The sequence below is a fragment of the Hydrogenophaga sp. genome (genome assembly GCF_022844385.1).
Lineage (GTDB): Bacteria > Pseudomonadota > Gammaproteobacteria > Burkholderiales > Burkholderiaceae_C > Hydrogenophaga.
Genome location: NZ_JALHLX010000005.1, coordinates 38,541 through 59,140, shown reverse-complemented (window position 1 = coordinate 59,140; position 20,600 = coordinate 38,541). Strand labels below are relative to the sequence as shown.

Below are 20,600 nucleotides of genomic sequence, written 5' to 3'. Positions count from 1 at the left end.
TTTCAGTTGCCCACGCGCTGGTAGACCAGCAGGCTTTCCTTGCTGTCGGTCAGGCGGCTGACCGTGGACTTGAACGCCCAGTGGGTGAGTTCAACGCGTTGGTGCAGCGAGGCCTGGCTCGCGGGGGCCACCACCATGCTTTGGCAATCGGACCCTGCGTTGCCACCGCTGCGCACCAGTGTCAGTGCACCGTGGTACTGCAACGCCGCAATCTGCGCCTGGCTCAAGCCATCTACCACCACGCAGCCTTGCGCCGGCACCAGGGTGGCGATGCGCCGAGACACCGGGCCGTAGCTGCGACCGAAGTCCAGCAGGGGCAGCCACAGCGTCATGAGCAACAACCAGCACAAGGTGCTGCCTGCGGCGGGCAACACCAGGCTCTTCCACAGTGCCTGGCGGTGTTTGCCCACCCGCCACGCGACGAGCCACAGCCATGCACCGGTGGCCACCGCTCCCGCCAGGAACAACCACAGCGAGAACTCGGGCACGAAGCCCGGCGCGAGCTTGGCCACATTGGCTGCCGGCTTGGCGGGCACGCCGGTCTGCATGGCGAACCAGATCACCCAGATGACCAGCGCGCAGCCCGAGAAAAAGAGCAGGGTGAACCAGTCCACGAGGGCAGACACGCTGCGCCGCAAGGTGGGCAGTGCAAAGGCGGCGAGTGCCGCGAGCGCGGGCAGGGCCAGCAGCAGGGCACGGTCGCGTTCGGGTGAGAGCGCACTGTCCACCACGCTCACCAGGGCCGCCCACAAGGGCAAGGCGACGTGGGGCCGCAGCAGTTGATGGCGCCAGCGCCACAGCGTCCAGAGCACCAGCGGCCACGCCGGCCAGGTGAACCAGACCAGCAGCTTGCCCCAGCTCTGCCACTGCACCTGGGCCAGCGCGGTTTGCAGGGCCGGCACCGGCACCTGCCCCGCCAGTGCCGACAGCCCCAGGATCAGCACCAGCAGCACGGCCGCCCAGATCAAGGGGTCACGCTTCGAAGGCGCTTCCTCGGAGAGCCAGGCGGTGTCGGGCGCGCTGGCGTGCCGTCGTGAGTGCCACAGGACCACCAGCAGGCCGCCACCCAGCATGGCCGCGATCCAGGGCGCACCGCTGAAGACCAGCGCGAGCAGGGCAAGCGCCCACAAGCCGACGCTGCGCAGGTGTTGCCGTTGTCCCGTGTGGGCCATGCGAGAAGCCGTCAGGAGCAGCAACGAGACCAGCGCGAGCCTCGCCAGATCGGGCGTGGTTTCGTGCGAAAGCTGGGCAAGGCCCAGACAGGCCATGAGCGCGAGCAGGCCCGCATCGGCCAGGGCACGCGCGTAGTCGGTGGGTTTGGCCTCGCCACCAAAGGCAAACGCCACGGGTTGCGCCGCTGGTTGGCGTGCAAGGTGGTAAACCGTGTACCAGGTGCACACCAGGGTGAGGGCCAGCAGCAGCGCAAAGGGAATGCGCACCGCGAACTCGGGCGAGAAGAATGGCAGCAGCTTGATGAAAACCGCCCCGAGCCAGTAGGGCAGCGGGCCGGCTTCTTCGACCGCCACGCCCAGCACCTGCGGGCTCCACCAGCCACCGTGACCCCAGGCCATTTCCAGCATCACACCAAAGGCGGAGACATCGGCGTTTTTCCAGGGCTCGCGGCCCAGGAAGCCTGGCAGCACATACGCGACGCAGAACAGGAAGAGAGCGATCCGTGGCAGGCGGCGAACAGCCGACTGGGTCACGATGGCGGGGGTGGGCTGGTTCACTTCAAGGAATATACAAGGGGCATGAAGCCGGGGTGAGAAAGCAGAAGGCGAAAAAAAAGCAGCCGGGAGACCAGCTGCTCTTTTTGTGCAGGACCTTGCACCCGTTGGAGTGCAAGCCGGCCGTCTGCTTACGTTGCAGCGGGCGTCGTCGTCTTGCCGTAGCGGTTGCGGAAACGTTCCACACGACCACCCATGTTGTCCACGCTTTTCTGCGTGCCGGTGTAGAAAGGGTGCGACTCGCTGGAGGTGTCCAGCTTGTACAGCGGCAGCTCGCGTCCGTCTTCCATCTTGATCATCTCTTTCGTGTTCGCGCACGAGCGGGTCACGAATTTGAAGCCGTTGGAGAGGTCCTGGAAGCAGACTTCGCGGTAGTTGGGGTGAATGCCGTCTTTCATGACGTGTCCTTGAGGTTCAGGTGCGGCAGCCGCAGGGAAACCATTTCCCTGTACTTGTCGCAATCAGCAAAGCCGCAGATTATAGCCCGGGTCAGCCCCCACGCCGCATCATGTCGAAGAACTCCGAGTTGTTCTTCGTCGACTTCATGCTCTTGAGCACCATTTCCATGGCTTCGATTTCGTCCATGTTGTACATGAACTGGCGCAGGATACGGGTCTTTTGCAGGATCTCGGGCTGCAGAAGCAGCTCTTCGCGGCGGGTGCCGCTGCGGTTGAGCTGGATCGACGGGAACACGCGTTTTTCGTACAGGCGGCGGTCCAGGTGGATTTCGCAGTTGCCGGTACCCTTGAATTCTTCAAAGATCACCTCGTCCATGCGGGAACCGGTGTCGACCAGCGCGGTGGCGATGATGGTGAGCGAGCCACCTTCCTCGATCTTGCGCGCCGCACCGAAGAAGCGCTTGGGGCGTTGCAGGGCGTTCGCGTCCACACCACCGGTGAGCACCTTGCCGCTGGAGGGCAACACGTTGTTGTAGGCGCGGGCCAGGCGGGTGATGGAGTCCAGCATGATCACCACGTCCTTGCCGAGTTCGACCAGGCGCTTGGCGCGCTCGATCACCATCTCGGCCACGTGCACGTGGCGCGCAGCGGGCTCGTCAAAGGTGGAGGCGATGACTTCGCCGCGCACGGTGCGCTGCATCTCGGTCACTTCTTCCGGGCGCTCGTCCACCAGCAGCACCATGAGCTCCACCTCGGGGTGGTTGGCCGCGATGGCGTGGCAAATGTGCTGCATCATCACTGTCTTGCCGCTCTTGGGCGGCGCCACGATCAGCGCGCGCTGGCCGCGACCGATGGGCGCAATGATGTCGATGACGCGGCCGGTGATGTTCTCTTCGCTCTTGATGTCGCGTTCCAGGCGCATCTGTTCCTTGGGGAACAGCGGCGTCAGGTTTTCGAACATGATCTTGTGCTTGTTGTCCTCGGGGGGCAGGCCGTTGATCTTGTCGAGCTTGTTGAGCGCGAAGTAGCGCTCGCCGTCCTTGGGAATGCGGACTTCGCCCTCGATCATGTCGCCGGTGTGCAGGTTGAAGCGGCGGATCTGGCTGGGCGAGATGTAGATGTCGTCGGTGCTGGCGGTGTAGCTGGTGTCCGGCGCGCGCAGGAAACCGAAGCCGTCGGGCAGCACTTCCAGCACGCCGTCGGCGTACACCAGCTCACCGCCCTTGGCGCGCTTCTTGATGATGGCGAACATCAGCTCCTGCTTGCGCATGCGGCCGGTGTTTTCGATCTCAAGCGCTTCAGCCTGCTTGAGGACTTCAGACACATGCAGTGCCTTGAGTTCGTTGAGGTGCATGGAATTCACTCCGGGAGGGAGTTGAGTCGGGAACCGGGGGAGGGGGCGCTGGCGTCCGGATGTCGGACGGTGCGCAGATGAGAGGCGGGGTCTGTCTCGGATCCGCCTGCGGGAAATTATGACAGGAAAAGAATGCCGCTGAAAAGGTGCCCGGGCATTGCACCCAGGCACTTCTTGATCTGGATCAGGCGAGTTGCTGGTCGATGAACGCGGTGAGCTGGGCCTTGCTCATGGCGCCGACCTTGGTGGCGGCCAGCTGACCGTCCTTGAACAACATCAGCGTGGGAATGCCGCGGATGCCGAACTTGGCGGGCACATCGCGGTTGTCGTCCACATTGAGCTTGGCGATCTTGAGCTTGCCGTCATAAGAGCCGGCCACCTCATCAAGAATGGGGGCAATCATCTTGCACGGGCCGCACCATTCGGCCCAGAAGTCGACCAGGACGGGCGCCTGCGCTTCCAGCACATCGGCCTGGAAGCTTGCATCGGAAACATGTTTGATCAGGTCGCTCGCCATGATTCATCCTAAAAAACGTTGAACGGGGAGGTTAAAGTTTGGGCACTTGCGCGGGCTTCAAGGGCTTGAAGGTCACCACAGGGCCAACCAGTCCGGGCAATTGTGACAGAAACCCCCATTTCATGACGCCAGCCAACCCGCCTGCCCAGTCCGGTCTTCCCGCCTCGCCCGGGCAAGAAATCGAAGGCAGTGCCAGCGATTGGCAGTCGTTGATCAAGACACTGTCGCAGTCACTGGCAGAGCGTGGCATCGAGGCTGGCAGCGCGGTGGTGCTTGTGCCCTACGCGCAGCTCATGGATGTCGGTCGGCGCGCCTGGTCGTCCCACCGCCCCGATGGTTTTGCGCCGCGCTTCGAGTCGAGCCGCAACTGGGCCGCATCGCTGCAGCCCTTCACGCCGGGCGCGACCGACCTGAGCATGGACATGGCGCGCGACAGCCTGGTGGCTTCGGCCTTCATCGACCGCGTGGCGCCTGCGCGGGCCGACGCCGAGTTGCGCGCCGTCATGGTCACGCGTCTGGTGGAGGCTGCGCGGCAACTCGCTCCGCTGGCTGCTGCGGTGCCGCCAGAGCAGCGCGTGGCATGGGCCGAAGCGTTGCAGCAGTCGCTGTTGCCGGGCCCGGCCTCACTGCAGTGGGAAGGGCTGGTGGCAACGCTGGCACTCACCTGGGCCAGCACATCCACCTACGCCACCGACGTGTTGTGGAACCCGCAGGCCAGCCCTGGCGCTGGCGTACAGGCGCTGGTGGTGCTGCAGGGCTTTCAGGCCGACCCGCTGGCCGCTGCGCTGGTGGCCCATTGGGGTGAACGCGCTCTGAGCCTCTCATGGCGCGTGGGTGGTTCCCGCGCTTCGGGGTGGTCGTTGCACGCCTGCGATGACGCCGAAGACGAAGCGCAGCGCGCTGCGGCCTGCGTGATTGCACGGGTCAACCAGGGTCATCAGCCTGTGGCCTTGGTTGCCACCGACCGCCTGCTGACCCGACGCATCAGCGCCCTGCTGCATGGCGCAGGTGTCGCGGTGCGTGACGAAACGGGCTGGAAGCTCTCCACCACCCACGCCGCCGCGCAACTCATGAGCCTGCTGCGTGCGGCTTCACCGCGTGCGTCCATGGACGATGTGCTGGACTTTCTCAAGCAGGCGCCGCGCTGGCCCGAGGCCTCCGTGCTCACCCTGGAGCAACTCGCCCGCGAGGCTGGTGTGTCGCAGTGGCGCGCTGCCGTGCGCACCGCCAGCCTGGCGCATGCCCTGCCGGAGGGTCTGGTCGAGATCCTGAGCGAACTGCAATCCCCGCGCAGCCTGGTGCAATGGCTGGACGCGGTGGCCAAGGCCCTGAAGGCCACCGGCCTGTGGGACGCGCTCCAGGCCGATGTGGCGGGTCAGCAGGCCCTGCAGGTGCTGCGTCTGGAGGACGGCGCGGCGCGCGAACTCGCCGACATCGGCGAGACCGCGGGCGATTCTGCGACGAGCCGGTCTGCCGGCCGCAAGCCGCTCGCCCTGTTCACGGCCTGGGTGCGCGACGTGCTGGAGGGCGCGACCTTCATGCCGCGCGGCACTGGCGAAGCGGCGGTGGTGATCCTGCCGATGGCCCAGATTCTCGGGCGCTCGTTCGCAGCCACGGTCGTGCCTGGGTGCGACGAGGTGCACCTCAACCCCAGCCCGGAACCACCCGGCTCCTGGACGGCTGCACAGCGCGAGTTGCTGGGCCTGCCCTCGCGCGAGACCCTGGCTCGTGCGGCCGCGAATGCGTGGCAGTCGTTGTTGCGCATGCCGCAGCTGGACGTGTTGTGGCGCACGCAGGAGCTGGGTGAGCCGGTGATGCCGAGTGCCTGGGTGTTGGCGTTGCAGGCCGAAGCGCTGCACGACGGACAGGACCCGCGCGCACCGACGACGCTGGTCTCGGCTCCCTCCGCGCCTCCCGCGCCCTCGGCCGGCGACGTGTTGCCCGGCGCGCTCTCGGCCAGTGCGTATCAGGACCTGCGCGACTGTCCGTACCGTTTCTTTGCCATGCGTCAGTTGCGGCTGGTCGACGCGCCCGAGCTCCAAGTCGAGCCCGACCAGCGCGACATGGGCAACTGGTTGCACGCGGTACTGCGCGCCTTTCACGAGCAACGCGGCGATGCACGCCTTGGCACTGAGGCCGACCGCGCCGCGCTCGACCAGCTTGCCCTGGAGACCGCCGCCGCCATGGGCCTGAACGCGGGCGAGGGCGGCGCGGGCTTCCTGCCCTATGAGGTGGTGTGGCCCGCCACACGCGACGGTTACCTGCAATGGCTCGCCACCTTCGAAGCCACGGGCGACCGACCCGGCCCGCGCTTTGTGCAGGCTGAAGCGGTGATGACATCCGCCGTGGGCCCATGGAGGCTCTATGGCAAGCTCGACCGCGTGGACGCACAGGACAGCCCGGAAGGCCCGATCCCGTTTGTGATCGACTACAAGACCGAAAGCCGCAAGACCACCACCGACCGATTGAAAGAGCCGCTGGAGGACGTGCAGCTCGCGTTCTACGCCGCGCTGCTGCCCGACGACACCTTGCGCGCCGCTTACCTGAGCATCAACGACCGGCCTGGCTCGACATCGGGTGACACCGCCACCAGGCTGGTGGAACACACCGAGGTGCTGGAGGCGCGCGAACAGCTGCGCGCCGGGCTCTCGCACGACATGATCCGCGTGGCCGCCGGCCACCCCATGCCTGCGCTGGGTGAAGGCCGTGTGTGCGAGTTCTGCAAGGCGCGTGGTCTGTGCCGCAAAGATTTCTGGAGCGTCTCTTGACCGGGCCCGCTGCCTACCGCATCGACGGCGCACCCGTGTCCCGGGAAGCCTTTTATGCGCTGGCCTGCGACCCGGCGCGCAGCATCGCGGTGGAAGCCTGCGCCGGCGCCGGCAAGACCTGGATGCTGGTCTCACGCATCCTGCGCGCGTTGCTCGACGGCTGTGCGCCGCAAGACATTCTGGCGATCACGTTCACCAAAAAGGCCGCTGGCGAAATGCGCAAGCGCCTGGGCGAAGAGCTGCGCCGCTGGGCCGACCTGACCGACACCGAGCTGATGGACGTGTTGCGCCAGCGCGGCTTGAGCACAGCCGATGCCGAGGGGCGGGTTGCCGAGGCCCGCAGCCTGCACGCGCGGGTCACGGCGCTGGGCCGGCCGGTGCAGGTGCGCACCTTCCACAGCTGGTTCGCCGCCTTGCTGCGTGGCGCGCCGCTGTCGGTGTTGCAGGAGCTGCAGTTGCCGGTGCAGTACGAGCTGCTCGAAGACGACACGCAGGCGGTGGAGCAGGTGTGGCCGCGCTTCTATGGCGCGCTCGCAGCGAGTGCGTCCGACCGCCAGGACTTTGTGGATGCTGTCGGAACACACGGCCGGTTTCAGACGCAGCAGGCGCTGCGCAAGGCGCTGCAGAAACGCGTGGAGTTCGCGCTGGCCGATGCGGCGGGCGTGGTGCAGACCTCGGTGGATGAGATGGCCGATCGGTTTCCCGAGTTCACGGGCTTCGACGATCCGCTGCAATGGTTGGTGGACCACGCGCCCACCCACAGCTCGTTGTCGGCAGCCGCCATCGCGCTGGGCCAGGCCAGCGCCGTGACCTTTGCGGCCAAGGGCGTCGAGCTGGAAAAGGCCCTGACCGGCCGCAACGGCGCTGGCGTGATCGATGCGCTGCTCACGCAAAAGAACGAGCCGCGCAAGTTCAGCGACAAGCTCGCCGGCATCGAACAGGTGCGTGCTGCGCAAGACCTGGCCATGCGCGCGTTGGCTGCCCGTTCGCAGCACCAGGCCTGGCTGCACCACCAGCGCATGGCCCGGCTCACGCGGGTGTTGCTCACCAGCTTTGCCGCGCTCAAACACGAGCGCGGCTGGGTCGACATGAACGATGTGGAGTCCGCTGCGCGCCGCCTGCTGGGCGATGCCGAGCTCTCGGGCTGGTTGCAGCAGAGGCTGGACGCGCGCGTCCGCCACGTGCTGATCGACGAGTTCCAGGACACCAACCCGCTGCAGTGGCATGCGCTTTACGGCTGGCTTTCCGCCTACGCCGGCGCCGGTCCGGGCGAGGCGCCGTGCGTGTTCCTGGTGGGTGATCCCAAACAGTCCATTTACCGTTTTCGCCGCGCCGAGCCGCAGGTGTTCAAGGCAGCACAGGCCTTCGTGGTGCAAGGCCTCGCGGGCGCCTTGCTCAGCTGCGATCACACCCGCCGCTGCGCGCCCGCCGTGGTGGACGCGCTCAACAGCGCCATGCTCGCTGCCGTGCAGGCCGGGGAATACAGCAGCGACTTCCGCCAGCACACCACCGAGAGCCACGAGCCCGGTGAAGTGGTGGCCTTGCCGCAGGTGCCGCGCAATGCGCGCGAACGCGATGGTGCAGTCGCTGATGCCGCCTGGCGCGACAGCCTGGTCACGCCGCGCGTTCTGCTCGAAGACACCATGTCGGCGCTGGAAGCGCGCCAGGCGGCCGACTGGATCGCCGGCGAGGTTCACTCGGGCCGCTTGAGCCCCGATGGTTTGATGGTGCTGGCGCGCCGGCGCGAGCGCCTGGCCTGGATGTTCGAGGCACTGCGCGAACGCGGCATTGCCAGCGAGCAGCCCGAGAAGCTGGACCTGTGTGAATCACCCGCTGTGCAGGACGTGGTGGCGTTGCTGGACGCGCTGGTGTCGACGCGCCACGACCTGAGCCTGGCGCGTGCGCTGAAGTCGCCGCTGTTCGGCTGGGGTGACGATGCGCTGGCCTGGATGGCCCGCTTGCAGCAGAACTGGACCGTGCGGCCCGGCGCAGACGCCCAGCCAGTCAAGCCGTCGTGGTGGACCGTGTTGCAGCGCTTTGCCGATCTGCCCGAGCAGGAGTGTGTCGGATTGCCGAGCGTTCCTCAGCCGCTGGCGCAAGCGTTCAGCAACGCCGCCACGCGCTTGCTGCGTTACCGCCAGTGGGTGCAGAGCCTGCCCCCCCACGACGCACTCTCCGCCATCTACGGCGATGGCGACGTGCTCGCGCGTTTTGCCCAGGCCGTGCCCGCGAGCCAACGCGCGGGGGTGCTGGCGCAGTTGCGCGACCTGCTGGCCAATGCACTGGCGCAAGACGGCGGACGGTTCCTCACGTCCTACCGCTTCGTGCGTGCACTCAAGGCCGGCGGCATCAAGGCCACGCCCACCCACAACAGCGGCGCCGTGCGCCTGCTCACCATCCACGGCGCCAAAGGGCTGGAGGCCCACACCGTGCTCATGCTCGACACCGACACCGGCTCTTCGCGCCCCGAGAGCATGGGCGTGCTGATCGACTGGCCGGGCGAAGCACCCGTGCCGCGCCGCTTCGTGTTTCTCGCCAGCGAAAAGAACCCGCCGGCTTGCGCGGCCAGTGCGCTAGCGCTTGAGCAGCAGGCCCGTTCGCTCGAAGAACTCAACGCCTTGTACGTGGCGCTCACGCGGGCCGAATCGCGGCTGGTGATCTCCAGCTTCGAGCCGTACTCGCGACCCACTGGCACCACCAGCTGGTACGAGCGCTTGTTGCCCCTCACGCAGCCGCTGGAAAAACCGCCTCAAACGAGCATGCGCGCGCCTGCCGACACCTCAGGGGCCGACACCTTCAGCCTGCTCGCGCTGCCCACGTTGATTGACGAGGCCAGCACGGCACCACCTGAGCCGGTTGAACCACTGGCGGCCGACGACGAGCGCACCCGCATCGGCCTCGCGCTGCATCGCCTGCTCCAGTGGCATCCCACGCCCGCGCGCGGCTTCGACTGGACGAACGCACACACGCAAGCCGTGGCCCGCGAATTCGCACTCAACCCCGCGCAGGCTGCCCAGGCGCAGACGATGGCGCGGCGCATCGTGCGAGGCGAAGCCGCGTGGGCGTGGGACGATGGCGTGGTCGACACCAGCGGCAATGAGGTCGACATCTTTCATGCGGGTGAGCTGCTCAGGCTGGACCGCCTGGTGCGGCGCTCCGACACCGGTGAGTGGTGGGTGCTCGATTTCAAGAGCGCGGAGAATCCGGAGCAACAGCAGGACCTGCTGACGAAAATGCAGCGCTACCGCCAGGCGGTGCGAGCCGCGCGATCCGGCGCCAAGGTGCGCCTGGCCTTCATCAATCTGCATGGTCGTTTGATCGAACTGCAAGACACAACGATCAACCCATGACCGACTCCAACGCCGTTTCTTCTTTCAACGTAGATGTGGCCATCATCGGCGGCGGACCCGCCGGCCTCATGGCCGCCGAGGTCTTGAGCCGCGCCGGTGTGGCCGTGCACCTGTTCGACGCCATGCCCTCGGTCGGGCGCAAGTTTTTGCTGGCGGGCAAGGGCGGCCTGAACCTGACGCATGCCGAGCCGCTGGACAGCTTTGTCACCCGTTTCGGCACGGCGCAGGACCGCGTGCAGCCCATGTTGCAGCACTGGGGCCCGCAGGCCGTGCGCGACTGGGCTGCTGGCCTGGGCATCGACACCTTCGTGGGCACCTCGAACCGCGTCTTCCCAACCGACATGAAGGCCGCGCCCCTGCTGCGTGCCTGGCTGCACCGGTTGCGCCATCCGGACGAAGGCGGTGTGCCGGTGGTGTTTCACATGCGCCACCGCTGGCAAGGCTGGACCGGCTCGCCCGGCGGTCCGTTGTCGTTCAATGCGCCGTCCGGCCAGGTGCAGATTCAAGCCCGCGCCACCGTGCTCGCCCTGGGTGGTGCCAGCTGGGCCCGCCTGGGGTCTGATGGCGCGTGGCTGCCATGGCTTGAAGCGGCTGGCGTGGCAGTGAGCCCGCTCCTGCCCAGCAACTGCGGTTTTGATGTGGCCGGATCAGCCGCCCACGGCGTGGCGCAGGGCTGGAGCTCGCACTTCAGCGAACGCTTCGCCGGGCAACCCTTCAAATCGGTGGCCATCCGCGCCACCGACAGCCAAGGCCAGCAGTTCCACCGCAAGGGTGAATTCGTGGCGACCGCCACGGGTGTGGAAGGCAGCCTGGTTTATGCCGCCTCCAGCCTGCTGCGCGACGAGATCGCGCGCAACGGCCAGGCCAGCTTCGACATCGACCTCCTGCCCGACCGCAGCGCCGAACACGTGCTGGCGCAGGTGCGTCACCCGCGTGGCTCGCGCAGCCTGTCCAGTCACCTCAAGAGCCGCCTCGGTCTGGACGGCATCAAGATGGGCATCCTGCACGAGAGGCTGGACAAGGACGCGATGAACGATCCCGTGCGGCTTGCCGCTTCCATCAAGGCCTTGCCTGTCACTGTGTGCACAGCCCGCCCCATTGACGAGGCGATCAGCAGCGCCGGAGGCGTGCGGTGGGCGGCGTTGAACCCGGACCTGATGGTCCAGGCGAATCCGGGCTTGTTTTGCGCAGGCGAAATGCTGGACTGGGAGGCGCCGACGGGTGGCTACCTGCTCACGGCCTGTCTGGCCAGTGGCGTGGCGGCAGGGGAGGGTGTGCGCCGCTGGATCAGGGGTTTGTCCGCCTGAGTCTTCCTACCGCAGCGACCTGCGTTGAAGCCGGGGAGCGGAGCCCATCAAACAGCGGCGTTACTCGGTCTGTTGCAGTGCCCGGTTGTTCTCCTCCATTCTTCGAAAATTCACACAGATCGGGTCGCTGGCCTGGGAAGCTTTGTTGCACTCCCGCAGGCGGCACACTTCGCGCGCGAAGAAATTGCCGGCCTGGTCACAGATGCGAGCGACGGTGAGCGCCGGGGCAGCAGGCTGAATCGGGGCGGGCGGAACGCGAACGGGCTGGGCGGCTGCGTTGATCACCTGTCGACTGGCTTGCTCTTCGCGCCGCCGTTCCAGTTCCTGCGCGGCGCGGGCCTGCTCTTGGGCTGCCAACAAACGCTCGCGTTTTTCGCGCTCAAGGCGCTGCTGATTGAGTCGCGCCCGCTGCTTGTTCTGCTCGATCATCCGTTCAGCCGCGGCGGCCGATGCGGCAGGGTCGAAAGCAGGTTGGCCCGGTGCAGTCACAGGTTCGGTGGCCGGCGCCGGTCCCTCCGGCACGGACGCCGTGGGCGGCTGTGCATCAAGAGCTGGTGCTACAGCGGCAGGAGCGGGCATGGGTTGCTGTGACCTGCTCGCCTGCTGGTGCAATTGGAACCATGCGATCAAAGCAGCTGCACCCAGGAGCAAGCCCACCCGTGGAAGCCACTTGCCCATCACGCCCTTCGCAGGGGCCACGGATGCGGCGGCCGGATCCAGGTCGCCATGGGTTGGGTCTGCCTTCGCTGGAGTTGCAAGAGCTGGCGCAGGTTCTTGAAGTGGCCCGGCGCCCAACTTCACGCCACAGCCCAGGCAGAACATCGCCTTCTCGCGGTTGTCGGTTCCGCACCTCTCGCACACCTTCCCCATGAATCCACCTCGCTGGTTTTGCGAGGCTTGTAGCACGATCGTCAGGGGGCTGTACAGGCGAAACCGCGCGAGGGTAGCCTTGTGTCGACAGAGCGACCGGCGAAGGTCTTGAGAAGAAGGTGACGAGCCTTGACCCCGGCACTGGATTCACAGTTAGGGCTGCTTGGTTCCCCACCTGACCCGGTTGGCCGCTTCACCATGCGGGAAGGCCCGTCGAGGTGAATTGTAGGCGATGCGCTGCGGTGTCGCGGGGCCTGGGCCCATAACCCGCCGCTTAGAATCATCCGCATGTCTTATGTCGTTCTGGCCCGCAAATACCGCCCGCGCAATTTCACCGAGATGGTGGGTCAGGGCCATGTGGTTCAGGCCCTCTCGAACGCACTGACCACCCAGCGGTTGCACCATGCCTACCTGTTCACCGGCACGCGCGGTGTGGGCAAGACCACTGTCTCGCGCATCCTGGCCAAGTCGTTGAACTGCCTGGGCGCCGACGGACAGGGCGGCATCACCGCCGAGCCCTGCGGCGTGTGCCAGGCCTGCACCGACATCGACAGCGGGCGTTTCGTCGATTACACCGAACTCGATGCCGCCTCCAACCGTGGCGTGGACGAGGTGCAGGCGCTGCTGGAGCAGGCGGTCTACAAGCCGGTGCAGGGCCGCTTCAAGGTCTTCATGATCGACGAGGTGCACATGTTGACCAACACAGCGTTCAACGCCATGTTGAAGACGCTGGAAGAACCCCCGGAATACCTCAAGTTCGTGCTGGCCACGACCGATCCGCAGAAAGTGCCGGTCACCGTGCTGTCGCGCTGTCTGCAATTCAACTTGCGGCCGATGGCGCCCGAGACCGTGCAGGCGCACCTGGTGCAAGTACTGCAGGCCGAAGCTGTGTCGGCAGACGCCCAGTCGCTGCGTCTCATCTCTCGTGCCGCGCGCGGCTCCATGCGCGATGCGCTCTCGCTCACCGACCAGGCCATTGCCTTTGGCGGCGGCCAATTGCAAGAAGCCACGGTGCGCCAGATGCTGGGCGCCGTGGACCGCTCTTATGTGCTGCGCCTGATCGACGCGCTGGCGCGCGCCGATGGTGCCACGGTGGTCGACACCATCGACGCGCTGCGCCTCAACGGCCTGAACGCGGCCACCACGCTCGAAGACATGACCGGCGTGCTGCAGCGCATGGCGGTGCTGCAGGCGGTGCCAGGTCGTGCGCCGGCCGATGGACTGGAAGATCCCGACGAGGTCGAGATCGAGCGTCTGTCGGGCAGCCTGCCGGCAGACGAGACGCAGTTGCTCTACAGCCTGTGCCTGCACGGCCGAACCGAACTCGGCCTGGCGCCCGACGAATACGCCGGCCTGACCATGGTGCTGCTGAGGCTGCTGGCGTTCAAGCCCGCAGGTTCGGCAGTTGCCACGGCGGAAAAAAAAACTCTGAAACCCGCTGAGGCGGCGCCACAAGCGGTGGCGACTGCCGTGGCGGCGAGTGCGCCGGTGGCGCGCGCAGCACCCGTGGTGGCGCCCGCAGCCACCGCACCAGCGCCAAAACCCGTGGTGGTTGCGCCGCCTGCGATGGTGGCTCTACTACCCAAACCCATTCCAGTCGAGGCCCCCGCCAAACCGGCCGCGGCACCGCCCGAGATGGACGAGGCGCCATGGCCCGACGACGATGGTCCACCGTGGGAAGAGAACTCCGCGACAGCGCTCACCCCAAGTCGCACGGTGGCCATTCCAGTGCGCGATGCGGGGGAGCCGGGTCGCGCAGACCAGCCTCAAGTCCGTCCACCTGCATCACCTTCAGCGCTTGCACCGATTGCGCCCAGCGAAGAGGGCGATTTCTGGTTCGATGCCGTCATGCAACTGGTGCGTGCCGAGGCGATTTCGGCGCTCGTGCGCGAACTCGGCTTGCAGTCGCAACTGGTGGCGCGCGACACCGACCGCTGGGTGCTGCGCGTGGAGCGTGAATCGCTCAACCAGGGCAACAGCCGCGAGCGCCTGGCCACGGCCCTGCAGACCATCGGCCACCAGGTGCGGCTGGTGGTGGAAATCGGTACCGTGGCCGACTCACCGTCGCGCCGCCTGGCGCTGGAGGCCGAGCGGCAGCAGCGCGAGGCCGAAGCGCAGATCATGGGCGATCCGTTCGTGCAAACCATGATGCGCGACTTTGGCGGCAAAATCGTTCCCGGCACGCTCAAGGCCATTCGCGCCTGAGCCCTCATTCATTTCACACAGAAAGACACACAGCATGTTCAACAAAGGACAACTCGCCGGCCTCATGAAGCAGGCCCAGGCCATGCAGGACAACCTGAAGAAGGCGCAGGACGAACTGGCTTTCGTGGAAGTCACGGGCGAGTCCGGTGCCGGTCTGGTCAAGGTGCTCATGACTTGCAAGCACGACGTCAAACGCATCACCATCGACCCCAGCCTGCTGGCCGACGACAAGGACATGCTTGAAGACCTGGTGGCCGCAGCGTTCAATGCCGCGGTGCGCAAGGCCGAAGAGACCTCGGCCGAGAAGATGGGCAAGATCACCGCCGGCATGCCGGGTCTGCCCGGTGGCATGAAGTTTCCTTTCTGACCGCCCACGCATTGCATGGCCGAAGCCCATTCCCTTGAACACCTGGTTCAGGCCTTGCGCCGTCTGCCGGGGGTGGGCGTCAAGTCGGCCCAGCGCATGGCGTTTCATCTGCTGCAGCACGACCGCGAAGGGGCTCTGGCCCTGGCGCGGGCACTGGACCACGCTGCAGCCACGGTGCAGCACTGCGCGCTGTGCCACACCTTCACCGAAGACACCATCTGCCACACCTGCCTGGACCCGCGGCGCGACCGCAGCCAGCTCTGTGTGGTGGAAACGCCAGCCGATCAGGCCGCCATGGAGCGCACCGGTGCCTACAAGGGCCTGTTTTTCGTGCTGATGGGCAAGCTCAGTCCGCTGGACAACGTGGGCCCGAAAGACATCGGCCTGCAAAAGCTGTTTGAGCGGATCGACGCGCCCGCGCAGACGCCGACCGGCATGTCCGAAGTGCGCGAGGTGATCCTGGCGACCAACTTCACCGCCGAGGGCGAAACCACCGCGCACGTGATCGCCCAGGCGCTCAAGGGGCGCGGGGTCGTGGTGACGCGGCTGGCGCGCGGCGTGCCAGTGGGCAGCGAGCTCGAATACGTGGACCTGGGCACCATTGCCCACGCGCTGGTGGACCGGCGCTGAGCCACACAGATTCCATTTCTTGAAAGAACCAACCCATGAAACTGGCGGGATTGACCGTGGCGTATTGGTGCGTGCTGGTGGCCTCGCTGTTGCCCATCGTGTGCGCGGGCTTGGCCAAGTGGGGCATGTTCGGCACACCCAAACGCGAGGGCGGCTACGACAACAACCACCCGCGCCAGTGGCTGGCCAAACAGACCGACTGGCGGGCGCGCGCCAACGCAGCCCAGGCCAACAGCTTCGAGGCGCTGCCGTTCTTCATCGGCGCGGTGATCATTGCCCACCAGCTCGGCGCCTCGCAATTGCGGCTGGATGTGCTGGCCTTTCTCTACATCGTGCTGCGCCTGCTCTACATCATGATGTACGTGGCCGACCTGGCCACGGTGCGCAGCCTGGTCTGGTTGCTGGCCCTGGTGGCGAACATTGCGATCCTGTTTGCCTGAGCCGCGGCGCCCGTTGGCGCCGTTACATCGGCTTGCAAAAAACACCCTGAATCCGCTCCGTACAAACCCGCTCGGGAATGGTCCCGATGCGGGTTTTTTGTTCGCCACCTAGTCTCTGTGTATTCATAAAGCAATACAGAGAGGATGTTCGGGCATGCTGAATCGGCGAGAGTGGGGTCGGGCGGTGGCGGCGATGGCCTGGTCGGCGGGATTGCCGGGTGCGCGCGCCCAGCCGACTCCCGTACCCGCAGCGCGCAGCGCGCCCAAGCTGGTGATCGGGGTGGACAACCGGATCGACTTTTCCTGCCTGCCCCTGACCATCGCCGACCGGCTGGGTTACTTCACCATGGAGGGTCTGGATGTCGAAGTGCGCGATTTCCCCGATGCCGCCCAATCGCTGCAGGCACTGGCCTCGGGAGCTGCGCACGCGGTGTCGGGCAGCTACAGCAGCACCATCGCCGGGCAGATGCGGGGCCAGGCCCTGCAGTCGTTTGTGCTGCAGGGGCGCACGCCACAGATCGTGGTGGGCGTGTCGACCAAAACCATGGGGCACTACAGGCAACTGGGTGATCTGCGCGGCAAGCGGGTGGGTGTGCAGGATCTGGGAACGCCAGCGCACCGCGTGGCGCGCGCCGTCTTGAGTCGGGGTGGGCTCAGGACCAACGACGTGCAGTTCGTTGCCATGCCCAACGCCCGGGCCGCCATCGCCGCCTTCCGCAGCGGCGCGCTGGACGCCATCAGCTACACCGACCCGACCATCACGCAGCTGGAGCAGGCGGGCGAGTTGCGTGTGGTGGCTGACACGCGCAGCGTGCGCGGCAACGCCGAGGTGTTCGGCGGACCCATGCCGTCGGCGTGCCTGTGCGCCACCAGCGAGTTCATCACCCAGTTTCCGCGCGCCAGCCAGTCCATGACGGACGCCATGGTGCACGCGCTCAAGTGGCTGCAAACGGCGGGGCCGTCCGACATCATCAAGGTGGTGCCCGAGCGCCATTTCCAGGGCGATCGTTCACTGTATGTGTCGGCGTTCAACCGTGCGCGGGAGTCCTGGTCACCCGATGGTGTGATGCCCGAAGAAGGGCCGGAAATCGCGGCGCGTCAGGTGGCCCAGTTCGACGAGCCCGGGTCGCTCGACCGTTTCAACCTGGCCGCCACCTTCACCAACGTGTTTGCGCGCAAGGCCAAAGCCCGCTTCCGGGCCTGAGGCGTGCCAGCTCAGGGCCTTTTTTCAGCCTTGGCCGTGGAGGCCACGCGCGTTTTGGCGTTGTTCTTCGATGCCGACTGGGTGGTGGATTTCTTCCTGGTCACTGCCGCGGCCTTGGCTTTGGTGGGCTGACTCGCGCTCTTGGAGACCTTGCGTTTGGTGTTGGCGGTCGCTGTTTGCTTCTTTGCGCTGGAGCCGCCAGACGCCACCGACACCCGCTTGGGCAACATCAGCGTGACCTGCTGGCCGGGCTTGAGCGCAGCATTCACCGCCAGCTTGTTCCAGCCCGCCACGCTGACAGCGCTCACGCCGTAGCGCTGCGCCAGGCGCGCCAGCGTGTCGCCCTTGCGGGCCTTGACCACCGATCGGCGCAAAACCATGTCGGGCTGCAGGTTGAGCTGGGCGTTGTCGGCCACGTGCAGGGGCACGTCGCTGTTGCGCTGGTCGGTGCGCGGCACCAGCAGGCTGGAGCCCGCACGCAAACTCATGCGGGGGGGAATGTTGTTGACTTGACGCAATTCGGATTCGCTCATGCCCACGCGTGAGGCCGCCTGTGCCACTGTCATGGTGGTGGGCACGACCCACGCGGTCCAGCTGGCCAGGGGCCCGTTGTGGGTCATCAGCTTGTTCTGGAAGATCACTGCGTTGTCCCAGGGCAGCAAGATGTTGGGCGTGCCCGCAGCCATCACCACCGGCTGCTTGAGCGAGGGGTTGAGCGCGCGGAAGTCGGCTTCGCTCACCTCGGCCAAACGCGCGATCACCGCCACGTCAATGTCACGCTCAAGGGTGACCGTGTCGAAGAAAGGGTGGTTGCCGATCAGGGGCAGCGTGGCGTTGTAGGCCTGCGGCCGGGCCATGATGTTCTTGACGGCCTGCAGCTTGGGCACGTAGGTTCGCGTTTCCAGCGGCATGTTGATGTCGAGGTAGCCGGTGGGCAGGCCTTGCCGCTTGTTGTTCGTGATGGCGCGGTTCACGTTGCCCTGGCCCCAGTTGTAGGCGGCCAGTGCGAGATGCCAGTCACCGAAACGGCCGTGCAGCTGCTGCAGGTAGTCGAGCGCGGCGCGGGTGGAGGCCAGCACATCCCGGCGGTCGTCGCGAAAGGCGTTCTGCTTCAGGTCGAACGACTGCCCGGTGGCGGGCATGAACTGCCACATGCCGGCTGCGCGTGCGCTGGAGACGGCTTGCGGGTTGAAGGCGCTTTCAATGAAGGGCAGCAGGGCCAGCTCCATGGGCATGTTGCGGCGTTCGATCTCTTCGACGATGTGGAACAGGTAGCGGCTGGAGCGCTCGGTCATGCGCTGGATGTAGTCCGGGCGCGTGGCGTACCAGCGTTCCTGATCGCGCACCAGATCGCTGTCGAGATCGGTCATGGCAAAGCCTCGACGGATGCGCTCCCACAGGTCGGCCGGTGCCGCCAGCGAGGCCACAGGCGGCACGCTGGTTTGGGCCACGCCGATGTCGCTCAGCGGGATGTTCCCCGGCAGGCGGTACGAAGGCAGGCGCGGGCCGCTGGGAGCGTTCGCCACGGGTTCAACAGCCGCCGAGGGGCCGCCGGTCGAGCCGCTATCCACCGTGGCGCAGCCTGCGAGAAAAAGGCCCATGGCCAAGGCGGCGGCGACATGCCAGCGCGGCTGGCGGAGGGATGGAAGAGAGCAGGGAGGCAGGGCGCAGGCTTGGGTCATTTGAAGTTGTTTTTCCAGGTCCGCAGCGTGGCAAAGACCGACACCGCGTCGGTGGTGGTGGCCGGCTCGTGGTTTCGGGCCGACTGCACCACAGTCGCTTCTGCGGTGCGCAGGAACGGGTTGATGCGTTTCTCCAGCCCGATGGAGCTGGGCAGGGTGGGAAAGTTCAGTGAACGCTGTTGCTGGCAATGCTGTGTGTAGGCGGCGAGGTCGCTGTTGTCGGGCTCGATGGCCTGCGCGAACTTGAGATTGGACAGCGTGTACTCGTGGGTGCAACACACGCGCGTGGCCGCGGGCAGGGCGGCGAGCCGCGTGAGGGAGTCCAGCATCTGCGCGGGCGTGCCTTCAAACAGACGGCCGCAGCCACCCGAGAACAGCGTGTCACCGCAGAACAGCAGCGGTGTGCCTTCGGCCTCGGCGGCGTAGAAGGCAATGTGGCCGGCGGTGTGCCCCGGCACCTCGATCACCTCGAAGCGCAAACCCAGCACGTCCACGTGTTCGCCGGCGCTCACGCGCTGCAGCGGCTCGGGCATGGGTTCGAATGCAGGGCCGACCACGCGTGCACCGGTGGCTTCGCGCAGTGCGGCCACGCCGCCCGTGTGGTCGGCGTGGTGGTGGGTGATCAGGATGGTGTCGAGCTGCAGGTCGCGTTGGTCCAGCCAGGCCAGCACGCCGTCGGACTCGCCGGGGTCCACCACCAGCGCGCGCTGGCCGTTGTGGAGGGTCCAGATGTAGTTGTCGCTGAAGGCGGGCAGGGGAAAAAGTTCCATGGATCGGGGGGGTGCGTCGCGGAGGTTCTGGCGTGTAGAGTGCGGGGGTTTGCCCGAAGGCTTGCAGTGTCGCAGACTTCGCCTGTTTCATTGCCCGCTTGACACCTCCCATGCCCGAAAAGTTGACAGGTTTGACCGAATGGTTCCAGACCCCGCCAGGCCAGTACCTGTTGGGTTGGGAGCAGACACAGTTCGACCTGGCGGTGGCCGATCTGTTTGGCTACAACGCGCTGCAGCTCGGCTTGCCCGAGTTGCAGGCGCTGCAGGCCAACCGCATGCCGCACCGATGGCAGGCCTTGCCCGAGGCCTTGCTGCCCGCGCAGGCTTGGACTGCGGGCGGCACCGGCGGCGGTGAAGCCGCAGCACAGCCAACCATCAAGGTCTCGCTGATCACCGACGCGGCGGCCTTGCCTTTCCCCGCGGCCAGCCTCGATCTTGTGGTGTTGCCGCACACACTGGAGCTCAGCGCCGATCCGCACCAGGTGCTGCGCGAGGTGGAGCGTGTGCTGGTGCCCGAGGGGCGCGTGGTCATCTCCGGCTTCAACCCCGGCAGCCTCTGGGGTCTTCGGCAGGGCAGGGCCCGGCTGTGCGATCGCATGGGAGTGTCGATGCTGGGCGCCTCCAACCTGTTCCTGCCCGACGCGGGCGACTTCATCGGTCCCTGGCGTTTGCGCGACTGGCTGCAGCTGTTGAGCTTCGAGCTTGAGTCCGACCGTTACGGCTGTTACCGCCCGGCGATGAAGACCGACAAGTGGTTGCAGCGCACCGCCTGGATGGACCGCGCCGGAGCCCGATGGTGGCCCATTTTTGGTGCGGTGTACTTTGTGGTCGCGGTCAAGCGTGTGCGGGGCATGCGCCTGCTGGGTCCGGCCTGGAAGCCCCGGCGCGCCGCGTCGCCGGCACCAGTGCCGGTGGCCAACCGGCGCTGAATTTTTTCTTTCAATTGTTTTCTGGAGTGAGCGTTTTGAACCATGTGGTGATCTACACCGACGGCGCCTGCAAGGGCAATCC

Annotated in this window: 16 protein-coding genes and 1 other RNA gene; 9 read left to right on the top strand and 8 right to left on the bottom strand. The window is 66.4% G+C overall.

What is annotated here, in order from left to right:
- Positions 1 to 2: 2 nt before the first annotated feature.
- From Q0C59_RS02235 to trxA, 4 genes are all read right to left on the bottom strand, one after another.
- Positions 3 to 1,730 carry a hypothetical protein gene (locus Q0C59_RS02235; protein WP_291211082.1) on the bottom strand — a complete coding sequence of 576 codons (1,728 nt, stop codon included), beginning with the start codon at positions 1,728 to 1,730 and terminating at the stop codon, positions 3 to 5.
- 128 nt (positions 1,731 to 1,858) lie between these two features.
- Entirely contained in the window at positions 1,859 to 2,125 is a 267-nt protein-coding gene (locus Q0C59_RS02230; protein ID WP_291211079.1) for a type B 50S ribosomal protein L31, read from the bottom strand.
- 91 nt (positions 2,126 to 2,216) lie between these two features.
- Positions 2,217 to 3,479, bottom strand: coding sequence for a transcription termination factor Rho (gene rho, locus Q0C59_RS02225; RefSeq protein ID WP_291211077.1), 1,263 nt, complete (start codon positions 3,477 to 3,479; stop codon positions 2,217 to 2,219).
- Positions 3,480 to 3,663: 184 nt separating this feature from the next.
- On the bottom strand, positions 3,664 to 3,996 hold the full coding sequence (gene trxA, locus Q0C59_RS02220; RefSeq protein ID WP_159606264.1) for a thioredoxin TrxA: 333 nt from the start codon (positions 3,994 to 3,996) through the stop codon (positions 3,664 to 3,666).
- Positions 3,997 to 4,118: 122 nt separating this feature from the next.
- Here trxA and Q0C59_RS02215 point away from each other — a divergent pair, with 122 nt between their 5' ends.
- The 3 genes from Q0C59_RS02215 to Q0C59_RS02205 are packed head-to-tail and all read left to right on the top strand — an operon-like array spanning position 4,119 to position 11,421.
- Entirely contained in the window at positions 4,119 to 6,764 is a 2,646-nt protein-coding gene (locus Q0C59_RS02215) for a PD-(D/E)XK nuclease family protein (RefSeq protein ID WP_291211071.1), read from the top strand.
- Positions 6,761 to 10,114 (top strand): exodeoxyribonuclease V subunit beta, encoded by a 3,354-nt coding sequence (locus tag Q0C59_RS02210; RefSeq protein WP_291211068.1) that lies wholly within the window; start codon positions 6,761 to 6,763, stop codon positions 10,112 to 10,114. The genes Q0C59_RS02215 and Q0C59_RS02210 overlap by 4 nt, the downstream gene beginning before the upstream one ends.
- Positions 10,111 to 11,421, top strand: a complete 1,311-nt coding sequence (locus Q0C59_RS02205; RefSeq protein ID WP_291211065.1) for a TIGR03862 family flavoprotein — start codon at positions 10,111 to 10,113, stop codon at positions 11,419 to 11,421. Before Q0C59_RS02210 ends, Q0C59_RS02205 begins: the two co-directional genes overlap by 4 nt.
- Before the next feature lie 60 nt (positions 11,422 to 11,481).
- Here the strand turns inward: Q0C59_RS02205 and Q0C59_RS02200 are convergent, their stop codons facing one another.
- A complete protein-coding gene (locus tag Q0C59_RS02200; RefSeq protein ID WP_291211062.1) occupies positions 11,482 to 11,850 on the bottom strand; it encodes a hypothetical protein in 369 nt (122 codons plus the stop codon).
- 559 nt (positions 11,851 to 12,409) lie between these two features.
- Positions 12,410 to 12,506: signal recognition particle sRNA small type (gene ffs / locus Q0C59_RS02195), an RNA gene on the bottom strand.
- A gap of 73 nt (positions 12,507 to 12,579) precedes the next feature.
- Here ffs and dnaX point away from each other — a divergent pair.
- The 5 genes from dnaX to Q0C59_RS02170 all read left to right on the top strand — a co-directional run bounded on the left by dnaX (position 12,580) and on the right by Q0C59_RS02170 (position 17,137).
- Entirely contained in the window at positions 12,580 to 14,496 is a 1,917-nt protein-coding gene (gene dnaX, locus Q0C59_RS02190) for a DNA polymerase III subunit gamma/tau (protein ID WP_291211059.1), read from the top strand.
- 34 nt (positions 14,497 to 14,530) lie between these two features.
- Positions 14,531 to 14,863, top strand: a complete 333-nt coding sequence (locus Q0C59_RS02185) for a YbaB/EbfC family nucleoid-associated protein (protein WP_159606248.1) — start codon at positions 14,531 to 14,533, stop codon at positions 14,861 to 14,863.
- A 15-nt stretch (positions 14,864 to 14,878) separates the two neighbouring features.
- Positions 14,879 to 15,493 (top strand): recombination mediator RecR, encoded by a 615-nt coding sequence (recR, locus tag Q0C59_RS02180; protein WP_291211052.1) that lies wholly within the window; start codon positions 14,879 to 14,881, stop codon positions 15,491 to 15,493.
- Between the two features lie 35 nt (positions 15,494 to 15,528).
- Positions 15,529 to 15,933 carry an MAPEG family protein gene (locus tag Q0C59_RS02175; protein WP_291211049.1) on the top strand — a complete coding sequence of 135 codons (405 nt, stop codon included), beginning with the start codon at positions 15,529 to 15,531 and terminating at the stop codon, positions 15,931 to 15,933.
- Between the two features lie 154 nt (positions 15,934 to 16,087).
- Positions 16,088 to 17,137: an ABC transporter substrate-binding protein gene (locus tag Q0C59_RS02170; RefSeq protein ID WP_291211047.1), complete on the top strand. Its 1,050-nt coding sequence runs from the start codon at positions 16,088 to 16,090 to the stop codon at positions 17,135 to 17,137.
- Positions 17,138 to 17,148: 11 nt separating this feature from the next.
- On the opposite strand, the gene Q0C59_RS02165 is transcribed toward Q0C59_RS02170, so the two are convergent.
- Both Q0C59_RS02165 and gloB read right to left on the bottom strand, forming a co-directional pair.
- On the bottom strand, positions 17,149 to 18,738 hold the full coding sequence (locus tag Q0C59_RS02165; protein ID WP_291211044.1) for a transglycosylase SLT domain-containing protein: 1,590 nt from the start codon (positions 18,736 to 18,738) through the stop codon (positions 17,149 to 17,151).
- Between the two features lie 77 nt (positions 18,739 to 18,815).
- A complete protein-coding gene (gloB, locus tag Q0C59_RS02160) occupies positions 18,816 to 19,589 on the bottom strand; it encodes a hydroxyacylglutathione hydrolase (RefSeq protein WP_291211041.1) in 774 nt (257 codons plus the stop codon).
- A 110-nt stretch (positions 19,590 to 19,699) separates the two neighbouring features.
- On the opposite strand from gloB, the gene Q0C59_RS02155 reads away from it, so the two are divergent.
- A complete protein-coding gene (locus Q0C59_RS02155; RefSeq protein ID WP_291211038.1) occupies positions 19,700 to 20,518 on the top strand; it encodes a class I SAM-dependent methyltransferase in 819 nt (272 codons plus the stop codon).
- Positions 20,519 to 20,600 lie beyond the last annotated feature (82 nt).

Excerpts from the sequence above, each read along its gene's own strand:
- Q0C59_RS02230 (WP_291211079.1), bottom strand. The coding sequence starts at position 2,125 with ATGAAAGACGGCATTCACCCCAACTACCGCGAAGTCTGCTTCCAGGAC.
- rho (WP_291211077.1), bottom strand. The coding sequence starts at position 3,479 with ATGCACCTCAACGAACTCAAGGCACTGCATGTGTCTGAAGTCCTCAAG.
- trxA (WP_159606264.1), bottom strand. The coding sequence starts at position 3,996 with ATGGCGAGCGACCTGATCAAACATGTTTCCGATGCAAGCTTCCAGGCC.
- Q0C59_RS02215 (WP_291211071.1), top strand. The coding sequence starts at position 4,119 with ATGACGCCAGCCAACCCGCCTGCCCAGTCCGGTCTTCCCGCCTCGCCC.
- Q0C59_RS02205 (WP_291211065.1), top strand. The coding sequence starts at position 10,111 with ATGACCGACTCCAACGCCGTTTCTTCTTTCAACGTAGATGTGGCCATC.
- Q0C59_RS02200 (WP_291211062.1), bottom strand. The coding sequence starts at position 11,850 with ATGATCGAGCAGAACAAGCAGCGGGCGCGACTCAATCAGCAGCGCCTT.
- dnaX (WP_291211059.1), top strand. The coding sequence starts at position 12,580 with ATGTCTTATGTCGTTCTGGCCCGCAAATACCGCCCGCGCAATTTCACC.
- Q0C59_RS02185 (WP_159606248.1), top strand. The coding sequence starts at position 14,531 with ATGTTCAACAAAGGACAACTCGCCGGCCTCATGAAGCAGGCCCAGGCC.
- recR (WP_291211052.1), top strand. The coding sequence starts at position 14,879 with ATGGCCGAAGCCCATTCCCTTGAACACCTGGTTCAGGCCTTGCGCCGT.
- Q0C59_RS02175 (WP_291211049.1), top strand. The coding sequence starts at position 15,529 with ATGAAACTGGCGGGATTGACCGTGGCGTATTGGTGCGTGCTGGTGGCC.
- Q0C59_RS02170 (WP_291211047.1), top strand. The coding sequence starts at position 16,088 with ATGCTGAATCGGCGAGAGTGGGGTCGGGCGGTGGCGGCGATGGCCTGG.
- Q0C59_RS02165 (WP_291211044.1), bottom strand. The coding sequence starts at position 18,738 with ATGGGCCTTTTTCTCGCAGGCTGCGCCACGGTGGATAGCGGCTCGACC.
- gloB (WP_291211041.1), bottom strand. The coding sequence starts at position 19,589 with ATGGAACTTTTTCCCCTGCCCGCCTTCAGCGACAACTACATCTGGACC.
- Q0C59_RS02155 (WP_291211038.1), top strand. The coding sequence starts at position 19,700 with ATGCCCGAAAAGTTGACAGGTTTGACCGAATGGTTCCAGACCCCGCCA.